The sequence below is a fragment of the Sedimenticola selenatireducens genome, from assembly GCF_963675335.2.
Classification (GTDB): Bacteria; Pseudomonadota; Gammaproteobacteria; order Chromatiales; family Chromatiaceae; genus Sedimenticola; species Sedimenticola selenatireducens.
In genome coordinates this window covers 290071-310028 of record NZ_CAXXYC010000003.1, presented here as the reverse complement: position 1 = coordinate 310028, position 19958 = coordinate 290071, and the positions used below count along the sequence as shown (strand labels likewise).

At 53.7% G+C, this 19958-nt stretch carries 18 protein-coding genes and 1 pseudogene; 8 read left to right on the top strand and 11 right to left on the bottom strand.

Features of this window, described 5'->3' with window-relative positions; translation table 11 throughout:
* The first annotated feature begins 159 nt into the window (after positions 1–159).
* The 4 genes and pseudogenes from ACHZBF_RS05130 (at position 160) to ACHZBF_RS05115 (ending at position 3392) form a co-directional block, all read left to right on the top strand.
* Positions 160–873, top strand: coding sequence for a response regulator (locus ACHZBF_RS05130; RefSeq protein ID WP_029134579.1), 714 nt, complete (start codon positions 160–162; stop codon positions 871–873).
* Positions 870–2213, top strand: coding sequence for an ATP-binding protein (locus ACHZBF_RS05125; RefSeq protein WP_321527819.1), 1344 nt, complete (start codon positions 870–872; stop codon positions 2211–2213). Before ACHZBF_RS05130 ends, ACHZBF_RS05125 begins: the two co-directional genes overlap by 4 nt.
* A gap of 441 nt (positions 2214–2654) precedes the next feature.
* Positions 2655–3038 (top strand): annotated as a pseudogene (locus ACHZBF_RS05120) (protease SohB); the annotation flags it as partial.
* Complete coding sequence (locus ACHZBF_RS05115; RefSeq protein ID WP_321528463.1) at positions 3027–3392, top strand: S49 family peptidase; 366 nt, start codon at positions 3027–3029, stop codon at positions 3390–3392. The pseudogene ACHZBF_RS05120 and the gene ACHZBF_RS05115, both read left to right, overlap by 12 nt.
* A 427-nt stretch (positions 3393–3819) precedes the next feature.
* Here ACHZBF_RS05115 and ACHZBF_RS05110 read toward each other — a convergent pair whose 3' ends face one another.
* The 3 genes from ACHZBF_RS05110 to ACHZBF_RS05100 are packed head-to-tail and all read right to left on the bottom strand — an operon-like array spanning position 3820 to position 5969.
* Entirely contained in the window at positions 3820–4125 is a 306-nt protein-coding gene (locus ACHZBF_RS05110) for a hypothetical protein (RefSeq protein ID WP_321527818.1), read from the bottom strand.
* A gap of 15 nt (positions 4126–4140) precedes the next feature.
* Entirely contained in the window at positions 4141–5394 is a 1254-nt protein-coding gene (locus ACHZBF_RS05105) for an ImmA/IrrE family metallo-endopeptidase (RefSeq protein WP_321527817.1), read from the bottom strand.
* Positions 5391–5969 (bottom strand): hypothetical protein, encoded by a 579-nt coding sequence (locus tag ACHZBF_RS05100; RefSeq protein WP_321527816.1) that lies wholly within the window; start codon positions 5967–5969, stop codon positions 5391–5393. The genes ACHZBF_RS05105 and ACHZBF_RS05100 overlap by 4 nt, the downstream gene beginning before the upstream one ends.
* Before the next feature lie 638 nt (positions 5970–6607).
* Between ACHZBF_RS05100 and ACHZBF_RS05095 the strand changes: the two genes are divergently transcribed.
* The 4 genes from ACHZBF_RS05095 to sohB all read left to right on the top strand — a co-directional run bounded on the left by ACHZBF_RS05095 (position 6608) and on the right by sohB (position 11738).
* Positions 6608–9100, top strand: a complete 2493-nt coding sequence (locus ACHZBF_RS05095) for a molybdopterin oxidoreductase family protein (protein WP_321527815.1) — start codon at positions 6608–6610, stop codon at positions 9098–9100.
* Positions 9101–9110: 10 nt separating this feature from the next.
* Positions 9111–9602: a hypothetical protein gene (locus ACHZBF_RS05090; protein ID WP_321527814.1), complete on the top strand. Its 492-nt coding sequence runs from the start codon at positions 9111–9113 to the stop codon at positions 9600–9602.
* 234 nt (positions 9603–9836) lie between these two features.
* Positions 9837–10547: an MBL fold metallo-hydrolase gene (locus tag ACHZBF_RS05085; protein WP_321527813.1), complete on the top strand. Its 711-nt coding sequence runs from the start codon at positions 9837–9839 to the stop codon at positions 10545–10547.
* 156 nt (positions 10548–10703) lie between these two features.
* Complete coding sequence (gene sohB, locus ACHZBF_RS05080; protein WP_273440944.1) at positions 10704–11738, top strand: protease SohB; 1035 nt, start codon at positions 10704–10706, stop codon at positions 11736–11738.
* A 67-nt stretch (positions 11739–11805) separates the two neighbouring features.
* Here the strand turns inward: sohB and ACHZBF_RS05075 are convergent, their stop codons facing one another.
* From ACHZBF_RS05075 to ACHZBF_RS05040, 8 genes are all read right to left on the bottom strand, one after another.
* Positions 11806–13266 (bottom strand): acyl-CoA dehydrogenase family protein, encoded by a 1461-nt coding sequence (locus tag ACHZBF_RS05075; RefSeq protein ID WP_321527812.1) that lies wholly within the window; start codon positions 13264–13266, stop codon positions 11806–11808.
* Between the two features lie 512 nt (positions 13267–13778).
* Positions 13779–14123 (bottom strand): NifB/NifX family molybdenum-iron cluster-binding protein, encoded by a 345-nt coding sequence (locus ACHZBF_RS05070; RefSeq protein ID WP_321527811.1) that lies wholly within the window; start codon positions 14121–14123, stop codon positions 13779–13781.
* A 480-nt stretch (positions 14124–14603) separates the two neighbouring features.
* Positions 14604–15590, bottom strand: coding sequence for a GTP 3',8-cyclase MoaA (gene moaA, locus ACHZBF_RS05065; RefSeq protein ID WP_321527810.1), 987 nt, complete (start codon positions 15588–15590; stop codon positions 14604–14606).
* Between the two features lie 210 nt (positions 15591–15800).
* On the bottom strand, positions 15801–16637 hold the full coding sequence (locus ACHZBF_RS05060; RefSeq protein WP_321527809.1) for a chlorite dismutase family protein: 837 nt from the start codon (positions 16635–16637) through the stop codon (positions 15801–15803).
* A gap of 114 nt (positions 16638–16751) precedes the next feature.
* Complete coding sequence (locus tag ACHZBF_RS05055) at positions 16752–17333, bottom strand: NapC/NirT family cytochrome c (protein ID WP_335342948.1); 582 nt, start codon at positions 17331–17333, stop codon at positions 16752–16754.
* A gap of 54 nt (positions 17334–17387) precedes the next feature.
* Positions 17388–18056, bottom strand: coding sequence for a molecular chaperone TorD family protein (locus tag ACHZBF_RS05050; protein WP_321527808.1), 669 nt, complete (start codon positions 18054–18056; stop codon positions 17388–17390).
* A gap of 52 nt (positions 18057–18108) precedes the next feature.
* Positions 18109–18852 (bottom strand): cytochrome c family protein, encoded by a 744-nt coding sequence (locus ACHZBF_RS05045; RefSeq protein WP_321527807.1) that lies wholly within the window; start codon positions 18850–18852, stop codon positions 18109–18111.
* Between the two features lie 71 nt (positions 18853–18923).
* Entirely contained in the window at positions 18924–19931 is a 1008-nt protein-coding gene (locus tag ACHZBF_RS05040) for a 4Fe-4S dicluster domain-containing protein (protein ID WP_321527806.1), read from the bottom strand.
* Between the last annotated feature and the right edge of the window lie 27 nt (positions 19932–19958).

The following is a 19958-nucleotide window of genomic DNA, read 5'->3' as shown; positions in this document are numbered from 1 at the left end:
CGGAAGCTGTCACACGAAGGCTCCGGCCATCTTTTCGTACTGGAATACTCGATGCCGGGTGTTTCAGAGAGATTTCCGCTGGCGGCGAATATGTAACAGTGTGTTTCACAACGATTGATTGAATGGGCATGGGTGATGGAAACCCGATAAACTTGGAAGATGGAAAACAGATCCGAACACCTGCTGATCGTGGACGATGATCGTGCGCTGCGCGACCGGCTGTCACGTTATCTGGTAGAACAGGGATTTCGTGTCACGGCGGTTCCGGATGGACCGGCAATGGACAATTTTCTCGCGAAACAGACACCGGACGCGGTAATCCTGGACCTGATGCTGCCGGGCGAGGATGGACTGAGCCTGGCGCGCAGGCTGCGTGCCGAGGGTGACCTGCCGATTATCATGCTCTCGGCGCGCGGCGAGGACATCGATCGCATTATCGGCCTGGAAATCGGCGCCGACGACTATCTTGCCAAGCCGTTCAACCCCCGTGAACTGCTCGCCAGAATCCGCGTCCTGTTGCGCCGCCATACGGCAGCTGTCAGCAAGGCGCCAGAAATAACGCATGCCTTTGGTCCCTATCGCCTTGACATCACGGGGCATGAACTCACCCGAAACGGGGAACCAGTACCGCTGACGACTGCAGAATTCACCTTGCTGCGTGTCTTTGCTGAACACCCCAACCGGGTCTTGAGTCGCGACCTCTTGATCGACCTGATCAAGGGTTATGACCGTTCACCCTTTGATCGCTCGATCGATGTACGTGTCACCCGCCTGCGACGCAAGATCGAGGATGACCAGGCCACACCACGCTATATTCGTACCATCTGGGGTGAAGGGTACCTGTTCGCTCCCAAAGGTGAAGCGCAAGGATGAAGAATCTTTTACAACTCTGGTGGCCGAAAACCCTCTACGCAAAGACTTCGGCGACACTGGCGGCTACAACGTTACTGTTCCTGCTACTGACTTTGATCACAATCGGCTACTTGATTGTTATACCGGTTGCCAAGCGTTCTGCCGAGGATCTCGCAGCACTGATGATGGTATCAGCGCAAACCTGGGCCGAGTTGCCGCCGCAGACACGTCCGGATTTTGAACTGGAACTGGAACTCAATCACGGCCTGTTCATGTACCAAACCACCTCGCCGCTGCCCGGTGAAGAAACCCGGCTGCTTCCCTATATTCACTTCCTGCAGGACAGCCTGACCCGGCGCAGCAACCAATCCATCACTATAAAGCAGACCATTTCTGACGATGGAACCCGCTGGTTTTGGACAGACATCCCCGTCAATGAGCGGGTAGTACGTTTTGGATTTACGCTTGCACGGCTTGGTCCACAGCCACCGTTGGCGGCTCTGATCGTCTTTACCCTTGGCATAGCACTGGTGTTGCTGACAGCGCTTTTGCTGGTGCGCCGCCTGACACGTCCACTGGCACGTTTTGCCAAAGCTGCAGACGAGATCGGCCGCGGCGTTACACCCAAACCGTTGCCGGAAGCGGGTCCGGTTGAGCTGTTACAGCTTGCCCGCACCTTCAATCACATGGCACTGCAGGTACAGGAACTGCTGGCAGATCGCACGACCATGCTCTCCGGTATCGCACACGATCTGCGCACGCCTCTGGCGCGCCTGGGTCTGACCCTAGAAATGCTGAGACCCCAAGCGGATGCACAGCTGGTCGCAGAGGCCACACAGGATATCCAGGAGATGGAGCATCTGATCAGCCAGTACCTGCAGTTGGGGCAGGAGCTGGCAGGTGACAGCCCGGAACCCATTGATATAAGAGATATCATCGACCGCTGCGTCATCGACGCACGGCGCATGGGTACGGATATCGACTGGACTCCGGGTGATCCATGTCTGCTCACCCTGCAGCCGCTGGTGCTGACAAGAATTCTTGCCAATTTGCTGCAAAACGCGGTGCGTTATAGCGACGGTCTTGAGGTTGCCGTTGAATACAGACGAACCCCGGAGGGGTGCGTGATCAAGGTACTGGATCGGGGGCCAGGCATTCCGGAAGCAGAGCGTGAGACTGTATTCCGACCCTTTTACCGTTTGGACCCTTCCCGTAGCAGCAGCAGCGGCGGCAGCGGATTGGGGCTCGCCATAGCCCGGCAACTGGCGCAGTTCCACGGCTGGCGTCTTAGCCTGGTTGCGCGACCGGGTGGCGGTACCGAAGCTTGTATCGAAATACCCGCTTTTCAATCGCCGGCTTAATCCGGCAATCTGACACACTATGTCTGCTGGATACTCAAACTGGCGAGACCTGGAGCAAACACAGAGCATATCGAAATACATGGTCCGGTCACTGCGAAACGGGTGCATGCCATGCCGGCTGGATTACTTACTGCATCATGCCGGAGAGCCGCAATGCTTGGGATCAGTGTCGAATACCTGGCTGGCTTTTTAATCACTGCAAACTAGACTCCCTTTAATACCTGACGGCCTTTAGGTGCTGCTGATCCTTAGTTCATAGGGGCTCATCCGGACTCCACCTTCCGGTTCGGTGGTTACCGGTGAATTGTACCTGCTAGCAAACCCGCTACCTTATGAACGTTTGACTCCTTCACTGGAATTTAACCAGTTGGCTATCCGAAGCATGCGCAAGTGACACCAGGGGTTATGTATTCAATGCGGCATCGCATGGGAGAGTGATGAATGGAATTTGTTACCGACTACAGCCTGTTTCTGCCTAAATCGATCACCGTTGTATTGGCCATTCTTGCCATTACGGGGGGCATCATCGCGCTCGCCGGTCGAGACAGGCCTCTGGGCAAACAGCGTCTTGAAGTCAAATACCTGAACCGGGAGTATGACGACATGGCGCATACCCTGAAGGCGGCGATGCTGCCAAAGAAGGTGTTTAAACAGATCCTGAAAACGCGAAAGCAGGAGATCAAGCGATCCCGGGAATAGACACCCGATGACCCGTCAAAAGATAAAAAGAGAATATTCGTACTGAATTTTCACGGTGACATCCGCGCATCTGCGGTCGCCTCCTTGCGCGAAGAGATCACCGTCATCCTGACCGTGGCCAGGCCGGCAGACGAAGTCGCCGCAAGTGGCGGGTACCTGATGGCCTGTGTGGCCGATCACATCATTGCCACACCCTTTGCGGTGGTTGGTTCCATCGGTGTATTAAAGACCCATCGGGAACTTGATATGGCGACCGGGGAGCACTGGTACGGGACACGCGCCCTGGAGTTGCAGCTGGTGGATGAACTATGCACCAGTGATGATTGGCTGCTGGACGCCAGCAAAACAGCGGAGCTTTACCAGGTCTGCTTCAAACCAAAAAAGCCTTTCATCGATCGTTTATCGTCATTAGCATCGATATTGGAGAAGGGGCATATGGGGCGATACAGGAGTGAGGTGGGGATTCACGAAATAAAGTAACTTTTAATCCTGCCTGATTACAAAACCAGCCCAGCTATTGATCCTGTCATCCTTGCATAACGGAACCGGCGTGATAGTTGGGTCGGTATAATCCCCTTCTCCAGATCAAATGATTTTCATACTGCCCCCAAATATTCTCCTGTGCCGGACTCTTGCCGATTGTCACCTCGCAGACCCAACGGTCTCCAGGCACGCCTCCGATTCCCGCGCAGAGTAGTGTGTTGTGATATCACTGTCATAATGCCCCGGTAACGCTCTCCGAGCTTCCAGTGGTACCACTGCGGCACACAATCCTCAACCGATGGTGTCCCGAAAGTTAAGTGCTTCAGGGCAACAATGACGGTATGAAGGGATTCGTACGCTTAGTGAATCAGATCCCGGACCTTTCAATCCATGACCTGACATCCTATCGGCTGTACTCAAGGGCTCAGCGCAGCAATTCACCCGGACTGTACAGCAGACCACGCTCCGAAAGACCGCGCCGACGGGTGTTGCAGTTGTCGGTAATGTAACCTTGTGCACCACCGCCGGCGTAGCCCCACAAACCGCTGTTTGTATCCAACCAATAATTGCCGTCGGCAATGTAACTGCAGCTGATTCGGTCGAGATACTGGAGATCGGGAAGGCCCATACGAGCGCCATTCACAACCACATAACGTTCGGCGAGCGCCGGCGCTGCAGTCACTATGATGCAGACGGTCAGACCCAAAGTAACCCATCTGTTTGCTTTCATCAGGATACGCCTCCGTCAATGCGGCACAATCGCGGTACCGTTCCAGCTGCCCGCATTGTCCGCTGAATCATGGTAACCCCATCGGCCGGAGAAGGCCTTGCCATCCGCAGTGGACTCGAATCTGCCACGCCCATAACTGTCCGCCCACTCCCAGGCGAAATTCATAACATTGCCACTCACCCGTCCATCGATCTTCCCGACTCCCAGCGCAAAACGGTACTCTCCCCAAACCCGATCACCCTCCCGCTTGAAATCGACACGTACCGGGAAGGCTTGATCACCAACCTGTGTTACCTGCCCGAGGTAACTGCCCGAAAATGCGGCATTCACTTCGATGGCGGTGGCGCTAGATAACTGGTCCGGGCGGCGGGGCGCCAATGAGGCCAGTGTCGTGGCTTTGCCGACCGCAACGAAGCTGCGTCGAATATCTGGATCCTCAAGCATTGCAGCGAGCTTAATCAGGCGGCTAGCCAATGTTGGGGCCTCCAACTGCGCCGCCAGGGTACGCAGGCGTGTACCACTGATCGGATGTGTGTCCTGATCGGATGATGGATAACCCGCCCAGCTTACATCTGCCATGAAGAAGACCAGGCTGCCCAATGGCGGAAGCGGTGTTCGGGCCATCACCTCGGCAGCAAACCGGTCAGCCTCGGTTTCGTTATGACGTTTCTGTGCAGCAGTCCCACCGCGATGACCGTGGTACAGGTGCCCAAGCTCATGCAGCAAAATAAATGTGCGGGCAGTGACGAAATGGCCCAGCGCCAACTTATCTACCCGGGCATCTTCGAGGGCATCTTCCGGCACACCCAGTGCTGACAGCGGCGCGAACTCGGGGGTGGCACGAACGTCCCCATAACGCAGCATGGCGGTATAGTCCGTGATCGTTTCCAGGCTGTAGCCGTTGATCTGCAGCCATGCATAGGCGGTACACAGGTCATCGAGAAACTTGAGCGAGAAAACCGGCATGACCACACGCCTACCGTCCCACGGCGCATAGAAGGCCAACGGGCGGCCTTGCATGTCACCTTGTGCATGCGTGGGCGTATCCAGCCGAACCCGTTCAAGCCGCCGCCGTTCGGAATCCAACAGTACAGGCCGAATCACTTCATCCAGAATCCGCTGGGTCGAGCGAGCGTAACGCTGTTCCCAATGCTCCAGCGTGCTCTGCGCATAAATCCCCGTCAAGTCAGCAGCAAAGGCCGTGGGCGCTATCATCATTGCCCAGAGCACCAGCAGAAAAGTTGCACAGGCTCTCGGCAATACGTTCATGGTAGGTGTGCCGGGTCGCCATAGTGGAAAAAACGAACGGCAGCCTCGAGTTCAATCGGTGGAGGAGATTGCTGTCCATCATTCAACCAGATCTCAAACCGTCGGGGATCCGACCAACCGTCTTCTCCCTCGGCCCATGCTGGTTTCATCAGGGCAAACTTGATACGTGGCAGTGCGAGTTCCACCTCGGCACGATCCTGCTCTGGCAACCCTGCTGATAACTTTGGAACGATATTATTGAGAATCGCGATATCGCGCCTTAACAAAGCCCTGCGATCGGTAGTCAATGGGGCTTCCGCACCCATGCCGCTGAAACGCTGACTATCAGGGCGCCACTCAGCTTCTGTACCCTGAAAGAAAGACACCCCCACCACGCTTGCGCCAAACAACGCAAAAAACACGCCCGGCCCAACGCGGCTGATGACAATGGAAACATCGCGCAGACTAAAACGCCCTTCCCCGTCCTGCCGGTCGGGAATCTTAAGAAATAGCCGGTAGCCGAGATAGATCGCCATACCGCCGATCAACACCCCGATTATCCGTTCGGCAAAACGCAACAGAATCGCGGTTTCCATGGATCGCCTCCTGTAGATTAAGAATAGGAGAGTGTCCAGCATTTCTCCAGTCAAGTGACACCCGCGTCGGAATAGTCTGCCTTTCAAGGCGATGTCTGCCGGATTCATCTCCCAACCCGGGAGATATCTGGTATGTCAGTGCAATTTTCCGACCATGCCACCGCACGGTAGCCCACCTGAAGCGGTAATTAGTGACCAATCGCACACATCTAAAACCCACATATCAACCTGAAACAACCTGTTACATTTTGGAAATGAAATGAAATACATCACACCTGATAGGGATGTAGTATCGCCAGCGGTGTCCGAAGCTGTTGCCCAAAAAAAAGGCTCTGTCCCAGTTACCTGTTGCATGAGAAGTAGTCTTTTTATAGAAGCAGATTTATCCGCGAAATTGGCGGCTGAAGCCACTCCTACCGCTACGCTTGGCCGCCGGAGAGGGGTTTGACCTGTAGGAGGCCCGCCCCAGGCCGAATTCGCGGCGAGGCGCCGCTCCTACCGGGCGAATCGCCAAGCTAAGCCAAAACAAAACCAACACATAATTGGGACAGAGCCAAAAAAAATCCAGGTGATTTCCATCAATTTCGGCCGTTCTGTCCAGCATAAACGCGACCACCGCTGAGCGAGGAAAGATGAATATGAACCGTCGATCGATTGATAAATCCAATTTTACCCCCGAAGAGCTCACGTCTCTGCGCGATGAACCCAATCTGTGTAACCAGAGTCGCCGAACTTTCCTGAAATGGGGAACCGCTCTGACCTCACAGGCTATCGTCGGTGGCGGCGTACTCAACCTGTTGACCGGCGTGGAGGCTGTGGCAGATGACACCTTCGAGAATGTGATTCACTGGAACTACTCGGTCTGTGGTTATTGCTCTTTTGGTTGTGGGCTGGAGATCGGTGTAGACGGCGCTGGCCGGGCGGTGGCCGTGCGCGGCAACGGCAAACACCCGACCAACGCCGGGCGGATGTGCGTAAAAGGTCTCTACGAACACAAGATCCTGAACAATGAGGATCTGCGTGTCGGCGACCGCGCTGTCTACCCCATGGTTCGGGATCAGAATGGCCAATGGCAAAATATCACCTGGGATGAAGCCACTACCATTCTGAGCCAGAAGATCATCGACGCGGTGGACTCCCCACTGGGAGCCGATTCTGTCGCCACTTATAACACCGGCCAGTGGACGCTCGAAGAGTATTATGCCTTCGGCAAGCTGGCCAAGGGTGCCATCGGCACGTCTACCATGGATTCCAATACCCGGTTGTGCATGGCGGCAGCCGTCGTTGGCTATATGACCACCTTCGGTTCTGACGGCCCACCCGGCTGTTATGACGATATTGAAAACACCGACTGCTTCTTTTTGTTCGGCATGAATCCGGCGGAGATGCACCCACAGCTCTGGCGGCGTATCGCCCTGGCGCGCCGCGCCCCGCGGGCACCGAAGCTGATCGTGGTCGATCCGCGCCGTACCCAGACGGCACGCAGTGCCGACCTGCATCTGCAACTCAACCCCGGGACCAACCTGGCGTTGATCAACGGCATTGTGCAACAGATCATCGCCAATCAATGGACCGATACCGATTACATCAGTCAGCATACCCGCAATTATGCTGCGATGGCTGCCGTCGTGGCCCACTATACCCCTGAGTACGTTGCATCGATCACCGGCGTTCCGGCCGACCAGATCATCACCGCGGCGGAGTGGATTGGCACCTCACAGGAGACCCTCTCCCTGTTTCTGCAGGGGGTCTACCAGTCCATGGGGGCCACCAACACGGTGCGCATGCTCTGTGCCATGCACCTGATCATGGGCAAGATCGGGCGGCCTGGTTCAGCGCCCTTCAGCATCACTGGACAGACGACTGCCATGAGTAACCGCGAGGCAGGAGGCTCCTCCGCCCTGGCCGGCTATCGCAACTGTTACAATCCGGATCACGTTCGTGAACTGGAGAATTTCTGGAACATCGAGCACGGCAAGATACCGCCCTACAAACCCACCGTCATCACCTCCAACAGTGAGCTGCAGCCGGAGATCAACAGCCAGGTCGAGATGTTGCGCAACGGCCAACTCAATCTGTTCTGGATTCAGTGCGCCAACCCGGCGGTCACCTTACCGGACCTGAACAGACTCTACACCTATCTCGATTTCAACAATCCCAACCGCCCCTATGTGGTGGTTCAGGATATCTATGATCCGGTCGAAAGCAGTCACTTTGCCGACATGTTCCTGCCCGCCGCCATGTGGGGCGAGAAGACCGGGGTCTACACCTGTTCCGAGCGCAAGGTGAATCTTGGTCGCCAAGCGGTCAACCCCGCCGGTTACGAACTGCGTGAAGCCGGCTATGGCGCCTATGCTGACCTGGATATCACTATCATGGTGGCCGCTAAACTGGCCGCCATGGATTCACGCTTTGCCGACAAGGATGGCCATTCACTGGTTGGCTTTAATACCCCCGAAGGGGCATTCGAGGAGTGGAAGGCCTGCACCACGGGGACCATCTGCGACATGAGCGGCATGAGCTACGATGCGCTGGAAGCCTCCAACGGTATCCAGTGGCCCTCAACTGTTGACGATATGTACGGTGGTCGGCGCCTCTATACCGATGGCCGCTTCAATACCAACTGGGAAGATACCCAGGGCGGAACACCCGACAAGCCCTGGATTGACCCAGAGGGCCTGTCCCGGGCCTGTCTTTGGGCGGTGGACTACGAGAACGCACCCGAGTTGCCAGACTACGACTACCCCTTCTGGCTGATGACCGGCCGCGTCATCGAGCATTTCCATAGCCGCACCAAGACCAAGCGTATCGCCCAACTGCACGAAATGGTGCCGGAGAACTATGTGGAGATCAGCAGCAATGATGCCGAGTTTATGAATATAGCCACAGGTGACCTGGTGCGCATGACCACACGCCGTGGTGAGATCGTGGTCAGGGCCAAGGTTACCGATACGGTAAAACCGGGCCAGCTGTTCACCACCATGCACTTTGGTGATATCGATCCTGCCGATGTAGCGCAGAACAACAGCCGCTTGGTCAATGCCAACCGCCTCACCATCAACTGGGTCGATCCCGATTGCAAACAGCCCATCTATAAACACTGTGCCGTCAAACTGGCCAAGGTAAATTGAGGAGAGCAGAATGAAACCTGTCCGGATTATTTCAAAAACCGTTACGCTCTCCCTCGCACTTCTGGTCGGCCTGGCAATGCATGCCGTCGCTTTTTCCGGCAACGGTCCTGGCCGCCCCGCTGATTCTGGCAACACCAGCCTCGACCCACGCTTCGATACCAGCTTTGCGATTGAATACAGCTACTCCTGTCTCGGCGGCGGCTGTCACGAGACAGACAGCCAAATGCTGGAGGAGCATGCCGACTCGTTCATGACCCACGCGATGGTCAAGTGTAATACCTGTCACGGCACCCATGCCGCCGACACGGTGGGTGAGGAGAAGCCGAATCTGACCGGCTACTATCCGGGGATCGGCGCTACTGGCTATCAAGTGGGGGATGACCGTTGCATCGCCTGCCATACCGCTGTACTCGACGCCCCTGCACACCCCAACAAGACCCGGGACTGCGTCGGCTGCCACACACCGCACCGATTCTCCGCCGGACAATTCAGTGGAAACTAGGGAATAGAGTGCTGGTGGGCAATCAATGCCCACCGGACACTTGCCCAGCTATTGCCATGCCCTCGATCCAGGGCAGCGACGAAAAGGCCGCCGCCTTGATGGGCGCATCCTGCGGCCTTTACCCGTCCTGCTGTCCCGGGTTACTGCATTGTTGGTATTCGTCCCAGTCCGGCTGGCGGCAGCCTGCTGATCGTACTAAGGTTTACTTATCGCGAACCACAGGAGGATTCAGCCATGGTCGAGAAGCAGCCCTTCACCCTTCACCGGCTGGAACTGGGACCGATGGAAAACTTCATCTACCTGATCCACGACCATGCCAGCGGCCGGGCGGCGGTGGTTGACCCCGCCTGGGACGTACCCCGCATTCTGAAACTGGCGGCTCGGGAGGGGGTAAAGATCACCGACATCCTGCTCACCCACAGCCACCATGACCACATCAACGGTATCGAGGAGGTGCTGGCGGCCCATGACGCCCAGCTGCACCTGCTCAAGGCCGAGGCCCGGTTCTGGGATCGTTACCTGGACCTGCCTACCCTGCACCACGGTGGCGATGTGATCCGGCTGGGTGAGACGCCCATCCAGGTCCTGCACACACCGGGGCATACCCCCGGTTCCGCCTGCTATCAGCTGGGCGACCGGGTGATCACGGGCGACACCCTGTTCGTATTCGGTTGCGGGCGTTGCGACCTGAAAGGCGGTGACCCGAACCAGATGTATGACACTCTGAGTCACCTGATCGCGGACCTGCCCGCCGATACCGTCATCCACCCCGGCCACAATTATGCCGTACACCAGACCTCTACAGTGGCCGAGCAGGTCGAGGGCAACCCGTTTCTGCATTTCACCAATGTCGATGCCTTCGTCCATTACCGCATGCACTTGCACGACCGCATACGGGATACGCCCTACGCGCCTGTGAAACGTGACGGGTCGGGGCAAACTTGAGACACGAAGGAAAGGCGCCCTTCCCCTTTTTTCAAGGCTATGTCCCAGGTACCGGTTGCCTGAAGCGTGATCTTTTTGCAGGAGCGGATTTATCCTCGAAATTTGCTCTAGGGACACAAAGAATTATTTATTAGCTGAGGCATGGGAGAATAATGAATGGATTTTGTTACCGACTACAGCCTGTTTCTGGCTAAATCGATCACCGTTGTATTGGCCATTCTTGCAATTGCGGGGGGCATCATCGCACTCGCCGGTCGAGGCAGGCCTCTGGGCAAACAGCGTCTAGAAGTCAAATACCTGAACCGGGAGTATGACGACATGGCGCATACCCTGAAGGCGGCGATGCTGCCAAAGAAGGTGTTTAAACAGCTTCTGAAAACGCGAAAGCAGGAGATCAAGCGATCCCGGGAACAGACACCCGATGACCCGTCAAAAGATAAAAAGAGAATATTCGTACTGAATTTTCACGGTGACATCCGCGCTTCTGCAGTGGCCTCCTTGCGCGAAGAGATCACCGTCATCCTGACCGTGGCAAGGCCGGCAGACGAAGTCGTGCTGCGTTTGGAGAGCGGTGGTGGCCTGGTTCACGCCTACGGCCTGGCGGCCTCCCAGCTCACGCGGATCAAGGACAAGCAAATCCGACTGACCATAGCGGTAGACAAAATCGCCGCAAGTGGCGGGTACCTGATGGCCTGTGTGGCCGATCACATCATTGCCGCACCCTTTGCGGTGGTTGGTTCCATCGGTGTATTGGCGCAGTTGCCAAATTTCAACCGTTTCCTGAAGCGGCACGATATTGATTTTGAGCAGTTCACTGCCGGGGAGTTTAAAAGAACGGTTACACTTTTTGGTGAAAACACCGATGAGGACCGAGCCAGGTTTCGGCAGGAGATCGATGAGACCCACCGGCTGTTCAAGGCATTCGTAAAGACCCATCGGGATCTTGATATGGCTACCGTGGCGACCGGGGAGCACTGGTACGGGACACGCGCCCTGGAGTTGAAGCTGGTGGATGAACTATGCACCAGTGATGATTATCTGCTTGACGCCAGCAAAACAGCAGAGCTTTACCAGGTCAGCTTCAAACCAAAAAAGCCCTTCATCGATCGTTTATCGTCATTGGCATCGATATTGGACAAGGGGCATATGGGGCGATACAGGAGCGAGGTTGGGATTCACGAAATAAAGTAACTTTGTAACCCTACCTGATTACCCACCAGTTATTTGAAATTACCGCCGGGTAGGGGCGACCGGCACCCTATACCTCAAATCCACGTTGCGCCAGGGCTTCCCCGGTAAATTGGGCCAGCTCCCGAAACAGTGGCTCCACCGCAGCCTCCCGCTCTGCGGGGGGCAGTCCCAGCAACGCCTCCAGGGAACGCTCCAGCGCCGCCGCACGGACCGGGTCGGCATGGGGTGCCAGATGCGCCAGCAGCAACCGGTGGGCACCCTTGTGCAGCATGGCCTCCAGTCCGTCGAGCATCTGACGGTGGCTGGTGCCCTCCCATATAGCCAGGATCATGGCCTCACGCAGCCAGCGCTCCACCGGATACTCCGCCAGTACCCCCAACCCGCCGTGGACTTCCATGGCCCACTTGGCCGTGTCCACTGCCAGTTCGGCCGTCCAGTACTTGCCCAGGTGGGCCAGCAACCGGAACAGATGGTAGCGCTCTGCATAGGGCGGAGTCTGCCGCCAGACATCATCCAACAGCGTGACCACCTCCCAGGCCATGGCGATGGCTGCCACGAGGGCATCTGCGCGCTCCCGAAACTGCCGGGCCAGCAGGGGGTGTTCGAGGATCGGCCTGTCAAAGGCCACCCGCTCGCGGGCGAACTCCAGCGCCTCGGCCATCGCCCGCTGTGCCAGGGCAACGCTGGCAATGCAGTTGGCCACCCGAGAGACGTTTAACACCTCCAGGATCAGGTAGACCCCGGTCTCCGCCGGACCCAGCAGCCAGGCCTCGCTGTCGCGCAGTTCCACCTCACCGGTGGGCACCGAACGGGTGGCGATCTTGTCCTTGAGCCGACGGATGCGATAATTCAGGCGACCGTCTTCCGTATGACGCCCCAGCACGAACAGCGCGAGTCCGCGCACCCCTTTTGGCGCACTCTGGGGGCGGGCCGCCACCACCGCCACTTCCGCCCCCACGTTACTGGCGAAATACTTGTCACCAGTGAGCCGCCAACGGTCACCAGCCGGTCGCGCCACGGTCGCCACATTGGCACCCAGGTCGGAGCCACCTCCAATCTCCGTCATCCAGGTAGCTCCCTGCCAGTTCTGCCCGTCCTTGCGCAGCAGAGGGGCAAGGAAACGCCGTTGCAGCGCCTCATCGCCATATTTGGCCAGGGGCATGGCAGTGGCAAGACTGACCGTATAAGGGCAATAGAGTCCGGCATCGAAGAAGGCGGTCACATAACCCAGCAGATAGGCGTGCCACAGGGACCCGCCCTCCCCGAAGCCTCGCCAGATCACTCCCTCCCGGTAGCCACGCCCCAGCATTCGCCGGTAGTCGGGAGCGAACAGAACCTCGTCCACCCGTCCGCCCTGACGGTCAAACAGGCGCAGCCAGGGGGTGCCGTTGCGATCCACGGACTCGGAGATGGCCATGCCCTCAGTCACCCACCAATCCTGATAACTCCGCAATGACTTCTCGCGGGGAAGTTCACCCAGCCGGGCCATCAGAAACGCCACGGGCGACGTTAGTTGCTCCAGGTTCATCGTGTTCCCTCCTCATCCAAGTCCGGGAAACCCAACAATGTCCTCTTAATTCAGTCTACAAACAGTGTCGACCTGATCTTCAACTCTTCCACCCTGCCGTGGGAACTGGCCCTGCGTCATAATCTGATGTTTCTGGTGTAGGCATGACCGGTCAGTCAGGCGGACGTGGAGGACAACATCAAGGCTATATCCAAGTATAGGCTGCATAAACACGCTGTTTCCCGGTGACTTGAGAGGTTTGCCGCTTCCCAGGACGACCGTCAGTCCACCCTTCGAGACGATGTCTGTCAGCACAATTGTCCAACTCATCACACTCTCAGGCCGAACGGCCCATACGGTATTTGGGGAACGAACAGAAAGTGATAGCGCGAATGTTTAATCACGATCTGATCGAGCATGGATATCGCTCTTTCCACCGTGTTATTTGAACCAGGCGGTGGATACTGGTCTGATGCCCAAGCCAGATCGCTTTCGGGGAAAGCTCAATTGAAACAACTCTATTGCTACAGACCTCAACCATGCTCGTGCGGTTGTGCCGGTGGCAACGATACACCCGCAAGAAGCAGGGAAACCGCTACTTTTGGATCCACCTCGCTGGTGGTCACTACTTTGACGCCCCGACTGGCCATACGCCGGCTAAAGCCATCACCACAACCGGCGGTGACCAGTAGGTCGAACTCATCAATCGGATGCCTGTCGCCGCGAAACTCATGCATCGACATCGCTTTGGGCAAGTCGAGCCGTTCGATCTCTATGATATTGCCCCGTTCATCCTGCGAATAAATAAGGAAGCGCCTCGTCTTGCCGGCATGACCGGTAATGGTCTTGAAATTTTGACTTGTCACACCGATTTTCATCGTTCTCTCCCGTTAGCCTTCACTTCATGGTTACGCTTTCCGTCAGATATACCAACGGAATACTCATTAATTGTGATTTTAATCAGATCCAATTAGCGGACACATTGCGAACCATCAATTACCCTCTCTTCCCTAAGAAAACAAAAGGCCCCAATAAACGGGGCATGGTCCAGGTGTTCGTTCGGGATGGATTCGTCGCTGCAGGGCGCCTTCGGCGTAGAGCGGTAATCCCCGCGTTAATGAGCAACAAAATAACATTTCGACAGCCCGACTCCTCCCTCCGGGAGATCACCAACATCCTGCACGGCAATATAAGCATGACAACAACAAGACATTCATTGTTCCACGTATTGCCGTGGGAATAGCAAAGCGGACGTTTCCTTCAATACTGGGCCGACTGCTCGCTGTGCATGCGGATTAGTTACCAGGAAGAACCGTTTATATCGCCAATATTTCCTTCCACCGGTTGACAGTGAGAAATTATCCCCCAGTCTGGGACATAAACCGAACCACCTTTGTAGGCAACTCATTGAATGAATGCCGTTCAGGCTTCATACAAACAGCTCGGCACAGTGCTTCACTTAGCTCGCTGTCACTACATCCATTCCGAAGAAGCGGCCCTAGCGGAGTGCTATACTGATCACCCAAGCACGGATAAATCGTGCCATCAACACCTAGCCGAACACGGTTACAGGTGGCGCAGAAATGTTGCGACATAGGTGTGATAAAACCGATATGGAGGGAAGTGCCTGATACCTTAACGTAACGAGCTGGTCCACCTCCATCCATGAACGCGGGTTCCAAGTCGTAGCATTTTCCTAACTCTGCCTCTACCTCTGCAAGATCCACGTAATGTGGCACTGCGGAGCGTCCTGCCGACCCCATAGGCATGGCTTCAATAAATCGCAAGGTAAAGTTATTTTTGAGGCAAAAGGAAACCATATCCGATACTTCGTCATGGTTTATATCACGCAACACAACCATATTAATTTTAATAGGCGCATATCCAGCGATCTGTGCTGATCTCAACCCCTGGAGTACACGTTCAAGACGACCACCGCCAGTAATCGCCTTAAACCGATCTGCACGTAACGAATCCAGGCTAACATTCAATCGCGCTACTCCTGCCTGATGCAATTGTTTTGCGAGTGGTGCTAATCGCATCCCGTTAGTACTGAGCGAAACATCGTCGATCGTTGATATAGAGGAAATTCGATGAACAATATCCTTAATATCACGACGTAACAATGGCTCACCTCCGGTAAGCCTTACCCTGCGGATGCCCAGTCTACTGAATGCCTTTACAACACGCCCCAACTCTTCAGGTGACAACCAGTCTGTTGGATTCTCATATTCAGAAAAGCTTTTTGGCATGCAATAGAAACACCGCAGATCGCAACGATCCGTCAACGAAATACGAAGGTACGTTATTCTGCGTTGAAAATGATCGATCAGCCCCGTGTCCATAAGTGATTCCCGCAAGCCAACTGAGATAAAATATTGCTCCAGTATATATATTGACGCTTGACATACCTTCTTGGTTATTTTTCTTATTACCCTTTGGTGCTAGCAATCAACCACTACTGTGCACTCTATGATTAGCTGGAAAGAAATACCCCACCTGGAAACCAGGCGATTAACCAGATGGAGCATCTCCTTTCCATTGAACAGCTTTAACTACTTAGCTAATGCACTAACCACTTCTTCTGGGTTATGGATAGTACCAAGAATCAATGGACTACCCCAGCGAGGCTGATAGAGATTTTCAGGCACCGATGCTAACGCAATCATCAAGTTATTAAACGCCTGTAGGTCATCTGTTTCGAAGTAGGTGATAAAATCCGTATCATCAATTCCTGTCGAGTGATAAAGTTTGCGCTTTACATTAACCAAGTATGCCAGAGTCGGTGCCGTATGCTCCTCCATCTTCGTAACCCGCTCTTCCTGAGACATATTCCACCATTCGGCACTCTTCTTTACCGGGACAACCAGAAAGTAGCGAGGAGGGGCCGCACTATAAGTGGCCGAACTCAAGCCTGCATTCAATGAAGGTGACTGTTTTTTGTCAATATAATTAAGTGGCTTAGTGACACCCACCAATGTTTCGGTTGCTACCGCAAAACGACCTAATGTAGTAGCCGCAAAGTCCACCAGAAACTCCTGATCACTGATCAGATCATAAGCGTGAAGACGAATAAGGAAATCAGATTGCGCTTCCAAACCACGGGTCAGGTACATATCAACCAGCACCTTGCCCTCATATTTTTGGATTAATGATTTAACTTCACCCACCGCGTTCATACGCATCTCGGATGAAAGCTTGGCCCAGTCTGGAGTTAACTTGTAGGCATTGAATGCACCAAATACACCGGCTTCCTTTAGTATTTTCGCACGCTCTACCTTCATGGATCCCATTTCCATGCCCTTACCCATATCGGCTGCCTGGGTGACTGGCGCAGCCACCATCAGACCGAGCAAAACGCTCATGACACTTCGTTTGAATACTTTTTTCATGATGATGTCTCCGTTTAGTTACTTCATTGTGGATCATATTAATTTGCATCGACCTTACATGTCGCAATCTACAAATTAGTTTCCGATTTACCCAGCGGCGCGGTATGTATGTGTTTATTCGATAATGGCGTCAGGATCATAAAACTTGGAGATATCCTTGTGAGCAATACCTTTATGACAGTCAATGCATGTCTCGCCAGTTTCCAACGCTTTGCGATGACGACGCTTTGCGGTTGGTTTCTGTGCATCTGACGACATCGCGTCCAAACTATGACAGTTGCGACACTCTCTTGAATCAGTTGCCTTCATGGTTGCCCATACTCTGTTCGCCAGATATAAACGCCGTTCCTCGAATTTCTCGGGCGTATCAATAGTGCCCATTATTTTGTGGTAAATTTCACCACTTGCCTCTACTTTCCGAACAATCTTATGCACCCAGTCTTTAGGCACATGGCAATCAGCGCATGTCGCTCTAACTCCGGTCCTGTTTGAGTAATGCACAGTATCGGTATACTCACGATAAACTGACTGCTCCATTTCATGGCAGCTGATGCAGAATTCAAGGGAATTCGTGGCTTCCATTGCAGTATTGAAACCACCCCAAAAAATGATGCCTATCGCAAAGAACACCAGTGCGCCCAGAATCGAAGCGCTCCCAAACCAACCAAGCTTCATTGACTTACTTAGAAATTTCATTTCAACCTATCTCTTCCCTTTCTCTGCCGCTTTCAAATAGAGGTCAGATGTCTTTTACTGAACTGAAATAGTTGTGTCAGTATCTGCATTAATCTGTCTAAGATAGGCCATGTCCGTCTCTATGAATTCGACCATTAAATCAGTTAGACCAATATAAAAGGTTCCAATATTCCGTTTGCGTACCTCTTTCTGCAGATGTGGCATCCAGGGTGCTAGATGACGTTCCAGGAAATCATGCTGCGCCATAATGTATGGTTTTTTATCGATTCCTTTCTGGCACTGTTTTAATGTCAAAAATTGCATGAACTCCAACTCAGCCGTGATGCGATCTTCCAACTCATGAAGTTCCTCACTAACTTCAAGCCCAAAGTTGCTGTAGAAATCCTTGAGTTCTAACAACAGATCTGATTTTCCACCACCGCGTACGTAACTCCCTTCATAAAGAGACACACTGCGTTTTGGAAGATCCGTCTCAAACGCACTAAGATATAGTGCCTCAAACTCCTCATAGTTAACCGTCATCTTAAGACTGGATGCAATCGTAGTCTGAAATTTTTCCAAGATCTCTGGCGCTGCCTTATCTACCGCAATTCCGAGATCCTTTACAAAGCCCCCACCGCGCCAGTACTCATGCAAACCGGTATCTGGGTAAGTAAACCCTAGAGCCATCATTCCGTACATACTCGCACGTCCTTCATCTTGCTCGATAACTGACTCGTTCATCGCATTTGCTCCTAAATATTTGCTCTACTGAATGCTGATTATTTCATTCTGGTTAATAGCTATCCGGGTCGATAGCATTATTCTGCAGTTCCTCTCGAATAGCCGGCGCTTCTCCATTGAACACGCCAATCAGCTTGAAATGTTCATGAATCGATTTGGCTTCATTATCTTCTTCATGCATCACTGATTTAATGAAATCAAACTTGTATTTGTCACCCAATGATGGAGTGAAAGGCGTGAATGGCGGATGCGCTCCTTCATAACCGGAGCCTTCGTAATTAAGATGACAAGCCACACACTTGGCTTCGTAGTCATAATTCTGGCCGGCCGCAATCAACACCTTGCGATCCGTGTACTCGCCATCGCGCTTTAGGGTATTTTCTGCCTCACCATGTTGTTCGCGAAAAACACTACCCGCACCATGACAAGACTCACAGGTCACCCCTTGAAGAGCCTTTAACAACCCGGCAGGCATATCCGCGCTATAACCGCCTGGCTCGCCATATCCTGTAGTATGGCAACCGACACAGTTAGGGTCGTTAGTGTAGTCTTTGCCTGGGTCGAGCTTGGCTAATTTCTTGACGTCATTCTTTACATTCGGCTTAAGGGAGTCAAAAGCCTTAGCATGTGCTGTCTCTGCAAAAGTTTCACCCTGCAGATCATGACACTTGATACACACCTCCTTTCCCTCATAGGTGGCAGAAGCGGTGTCGCCGAATACAGTTGCGGAGTACCAGATAGAGCCAAGTAAGGCAGCACTGGATATCAGGATTGATCGATGAAAACTAATAAACATTGTAAATCCTCTTACTTACATGGCATTGTTGAAATCGGGGTGGAGCAAACAGCCCCACCCCATTTCTACCCTCAGGTTAACGGTGAGATCATCATAGAATCACTCAACTCACCAATCATGGTATCCATAAGCTTGGAACCTTGACCTGATACTTTCTTTTGGCGCTCTGCCTTTAACACATCCAGAACCCCAGCAACATCGGGTCCAAACAGTCCCTGAAGAACGTCCAAAGGCATTTTTTGCGTCATCAGCATATCGCCATTTTCGTCCTGCATTAAGGGACCGACAAAAGGAGGTATGTAGAGAACATTGGGTTTTGTTCCAAATTCTGGATGCATTGGAATTGCAACCTTCCATACTTTGGCGAGCTTATAGACGGAACTCTCTGTATCATCAATAAAACCAACATGCATTGCCCTACCAACACACTGCGCAACACATGCAGGAGCAACACCCTTTTCGATCCTGGGGAAACAACCAATGCACTTATTGGCCTTTTGCTCAGTATTATTGAAATACACCTTGCCATAAGGACAGGCCTTAATGCATTCCTGCTTACCTTTACATTTTTCCAGGTTGACGATGTTCAGCCCGTCCTCCGCTCGCTTATAAATGGCGTCATTTGGGCACGACTCCAGGCACGCCGGGTTCTCACAGTGATTACACATCCGCGGCAGATATTGGAATATGTTATTGGGATATTCCCCAGTCCCTTGCTCTTCATCCCAGTTGGGTGACCAACGCGGTTCCGGGCTAGGCTTTACCCTGCCTTTTTTACCCTCAAACAGACGCGAAGCGTAATCGAATTCAAACGGCACACCATACTCATCCAATGACGGATGATGACCATCCTTTTGCAGCACACCATCCTTATAGCCACCCCCTTTCTGCTGCCAGTTTCTTGGATATCCAAGTCCAGGTGTGGTTTCAACATTACGCCAGTACATGAAGTCCTGACCTGGTGCGGTTGACCACAGTTTCTTGCATGCTACCGTGCAGGTCTGACAGCCGATACATTTGTTAAGGTCAACAATGTAGGTCAGCTGGCGTTTCGGGATTGTTAACATCTTGTTAGACATGATTTCTATTCCTCTTACGGGGTCAGC

What these genes read in the sequence shown, in the direction of transcription:
- ACHZBF_RS05105 (WP_321527817.1), bottom strand. Translation starts at nt 5,394, where the DNA reads ATGAACGTATTGCCGAGAGCCTGTGCAACTTTTCTGCTGGTGCTCTGG.
- ACHZBF_RS05055 (WP_335342948.1), bottom strand. Translation starts at nt 17,333, where the DNA reads ATGAAATTTCTAAGTAAGTCAATGAAGCTTGGTTGGTTTGGGAGCGCT.
- ACHZBF_RS05060 (WP_321527809.1), bottom strand. Translation starts at nt 16,637, where the DNA reads ATGAAAAAAGTATTCAAACGAAGTGTCATGAGCGTTTTGCTCGGTCTG.
- ACHZBF_RS05050 (WP_321527808.1), bottom strand. Translation starts at nt 18,056, where the DNA reads ATGAACGAGTCAGTTATCGAGCAAGATGAAGGACGTGCGAGTATGTAC.
- ACHZBF_RS05110 (WP_321527818.1), bottom strand. Translation starts at nt 4,125, where the DNA reads ATGAAAGCAAACAGATGGGTTACTTTGGGTCTGACCGTCTGCATCATA.
- ACHZBF_RS05075 (WP_321527812.1), bottom strand. Translation starts at nt 13,266, where the DNA reads ATGAACCTGGAGCAACTAACGTCGCCCGTGGCGTTTCTGATGGCCCGG.
- ACHZBF_RS05085 (WP_321527813.1), top strand. Translation starts at nt 9,837, where the DNA reads ATGGTCGAGAAGCAGCCCTTCACCCTTCACCGGCTGGAACTGGGACCG.
- ACHZBF_RS05100 (WP_321527816.1), bottom strand. Translation starts at nt 5,969, where the DNA reads ATGGAAACCGCGATTCTGTTGCGTTTTGCCGAACGGATAATCGGGGTG.
- ACHZBF_RS05090 (WP_321527814.1), top strand. Translation starts at nt 9,111, where the DNA reads ATGAAACCTGTCCGGATTATTTCAAAAACCGTTACGCTCTCCCTCGCA.
- sohB (WP_273440944.1), top strand. Translation starts at nt 10,704, where the DNA reads ATGGATTTTGTTACCGACTACAGCCTGTTTCTGGCTAAATCGATCACC.
- ACHZBF_RS05130 (WP_029134579.1), top strand. Translation starts at nt 160, where the DNA reads ATGGAAAACAGATCCGAACACCTGCTGATCGTGGACGATGATCGTGCG.
- ACHZBF_RS05070 (WP_321527811.1), bottom strand. Translation starts at nt 14,123, where the DNA reads ATGAAAATCGGTGTGACAAGTCAAAATTTCAAGACCATTACCGGTCAT.
- ACHZBF_RS05045 (WP_321527807.1), bottom strand. Translation starts at nt 18,852, where the DNA reads ATGTTTATTAGTTTTCATCGATCAATCCTGATATCCAGTGCTGCCTTA.
- ACHZBF_RS05095 (WP_321527815.1), top strand. Translation starts at nt 6,608, where the DNA reads ATGAACCGTCGATCGATTGATAAATCCAATTTTACCCCCGAAGAGCTC.
- moaA (WP_321527810.1), bottom strand. Translation starts at nt 15,590, where the DNA reads ATGGACACGGGGCTGATCGATCATTTTCAACGCAGAATAACGTACCTT.
- ACHZBF_RS05125 (WP_321527819.1), top strand. Translation starts at nt 870, where the DNA reads ATGAAGAATCTTTTACAACTCTGGTGGCCGAAAACCCTCTACGCAAAG.
- ACHZBF_RS05040 (WP_321527806.1), bottom strand. Translation starts at nt 19,931, where the DNA reads ATGTCTAACAAGATGTTAACAATCCCGAAACGCCAGCTGACCTACATT.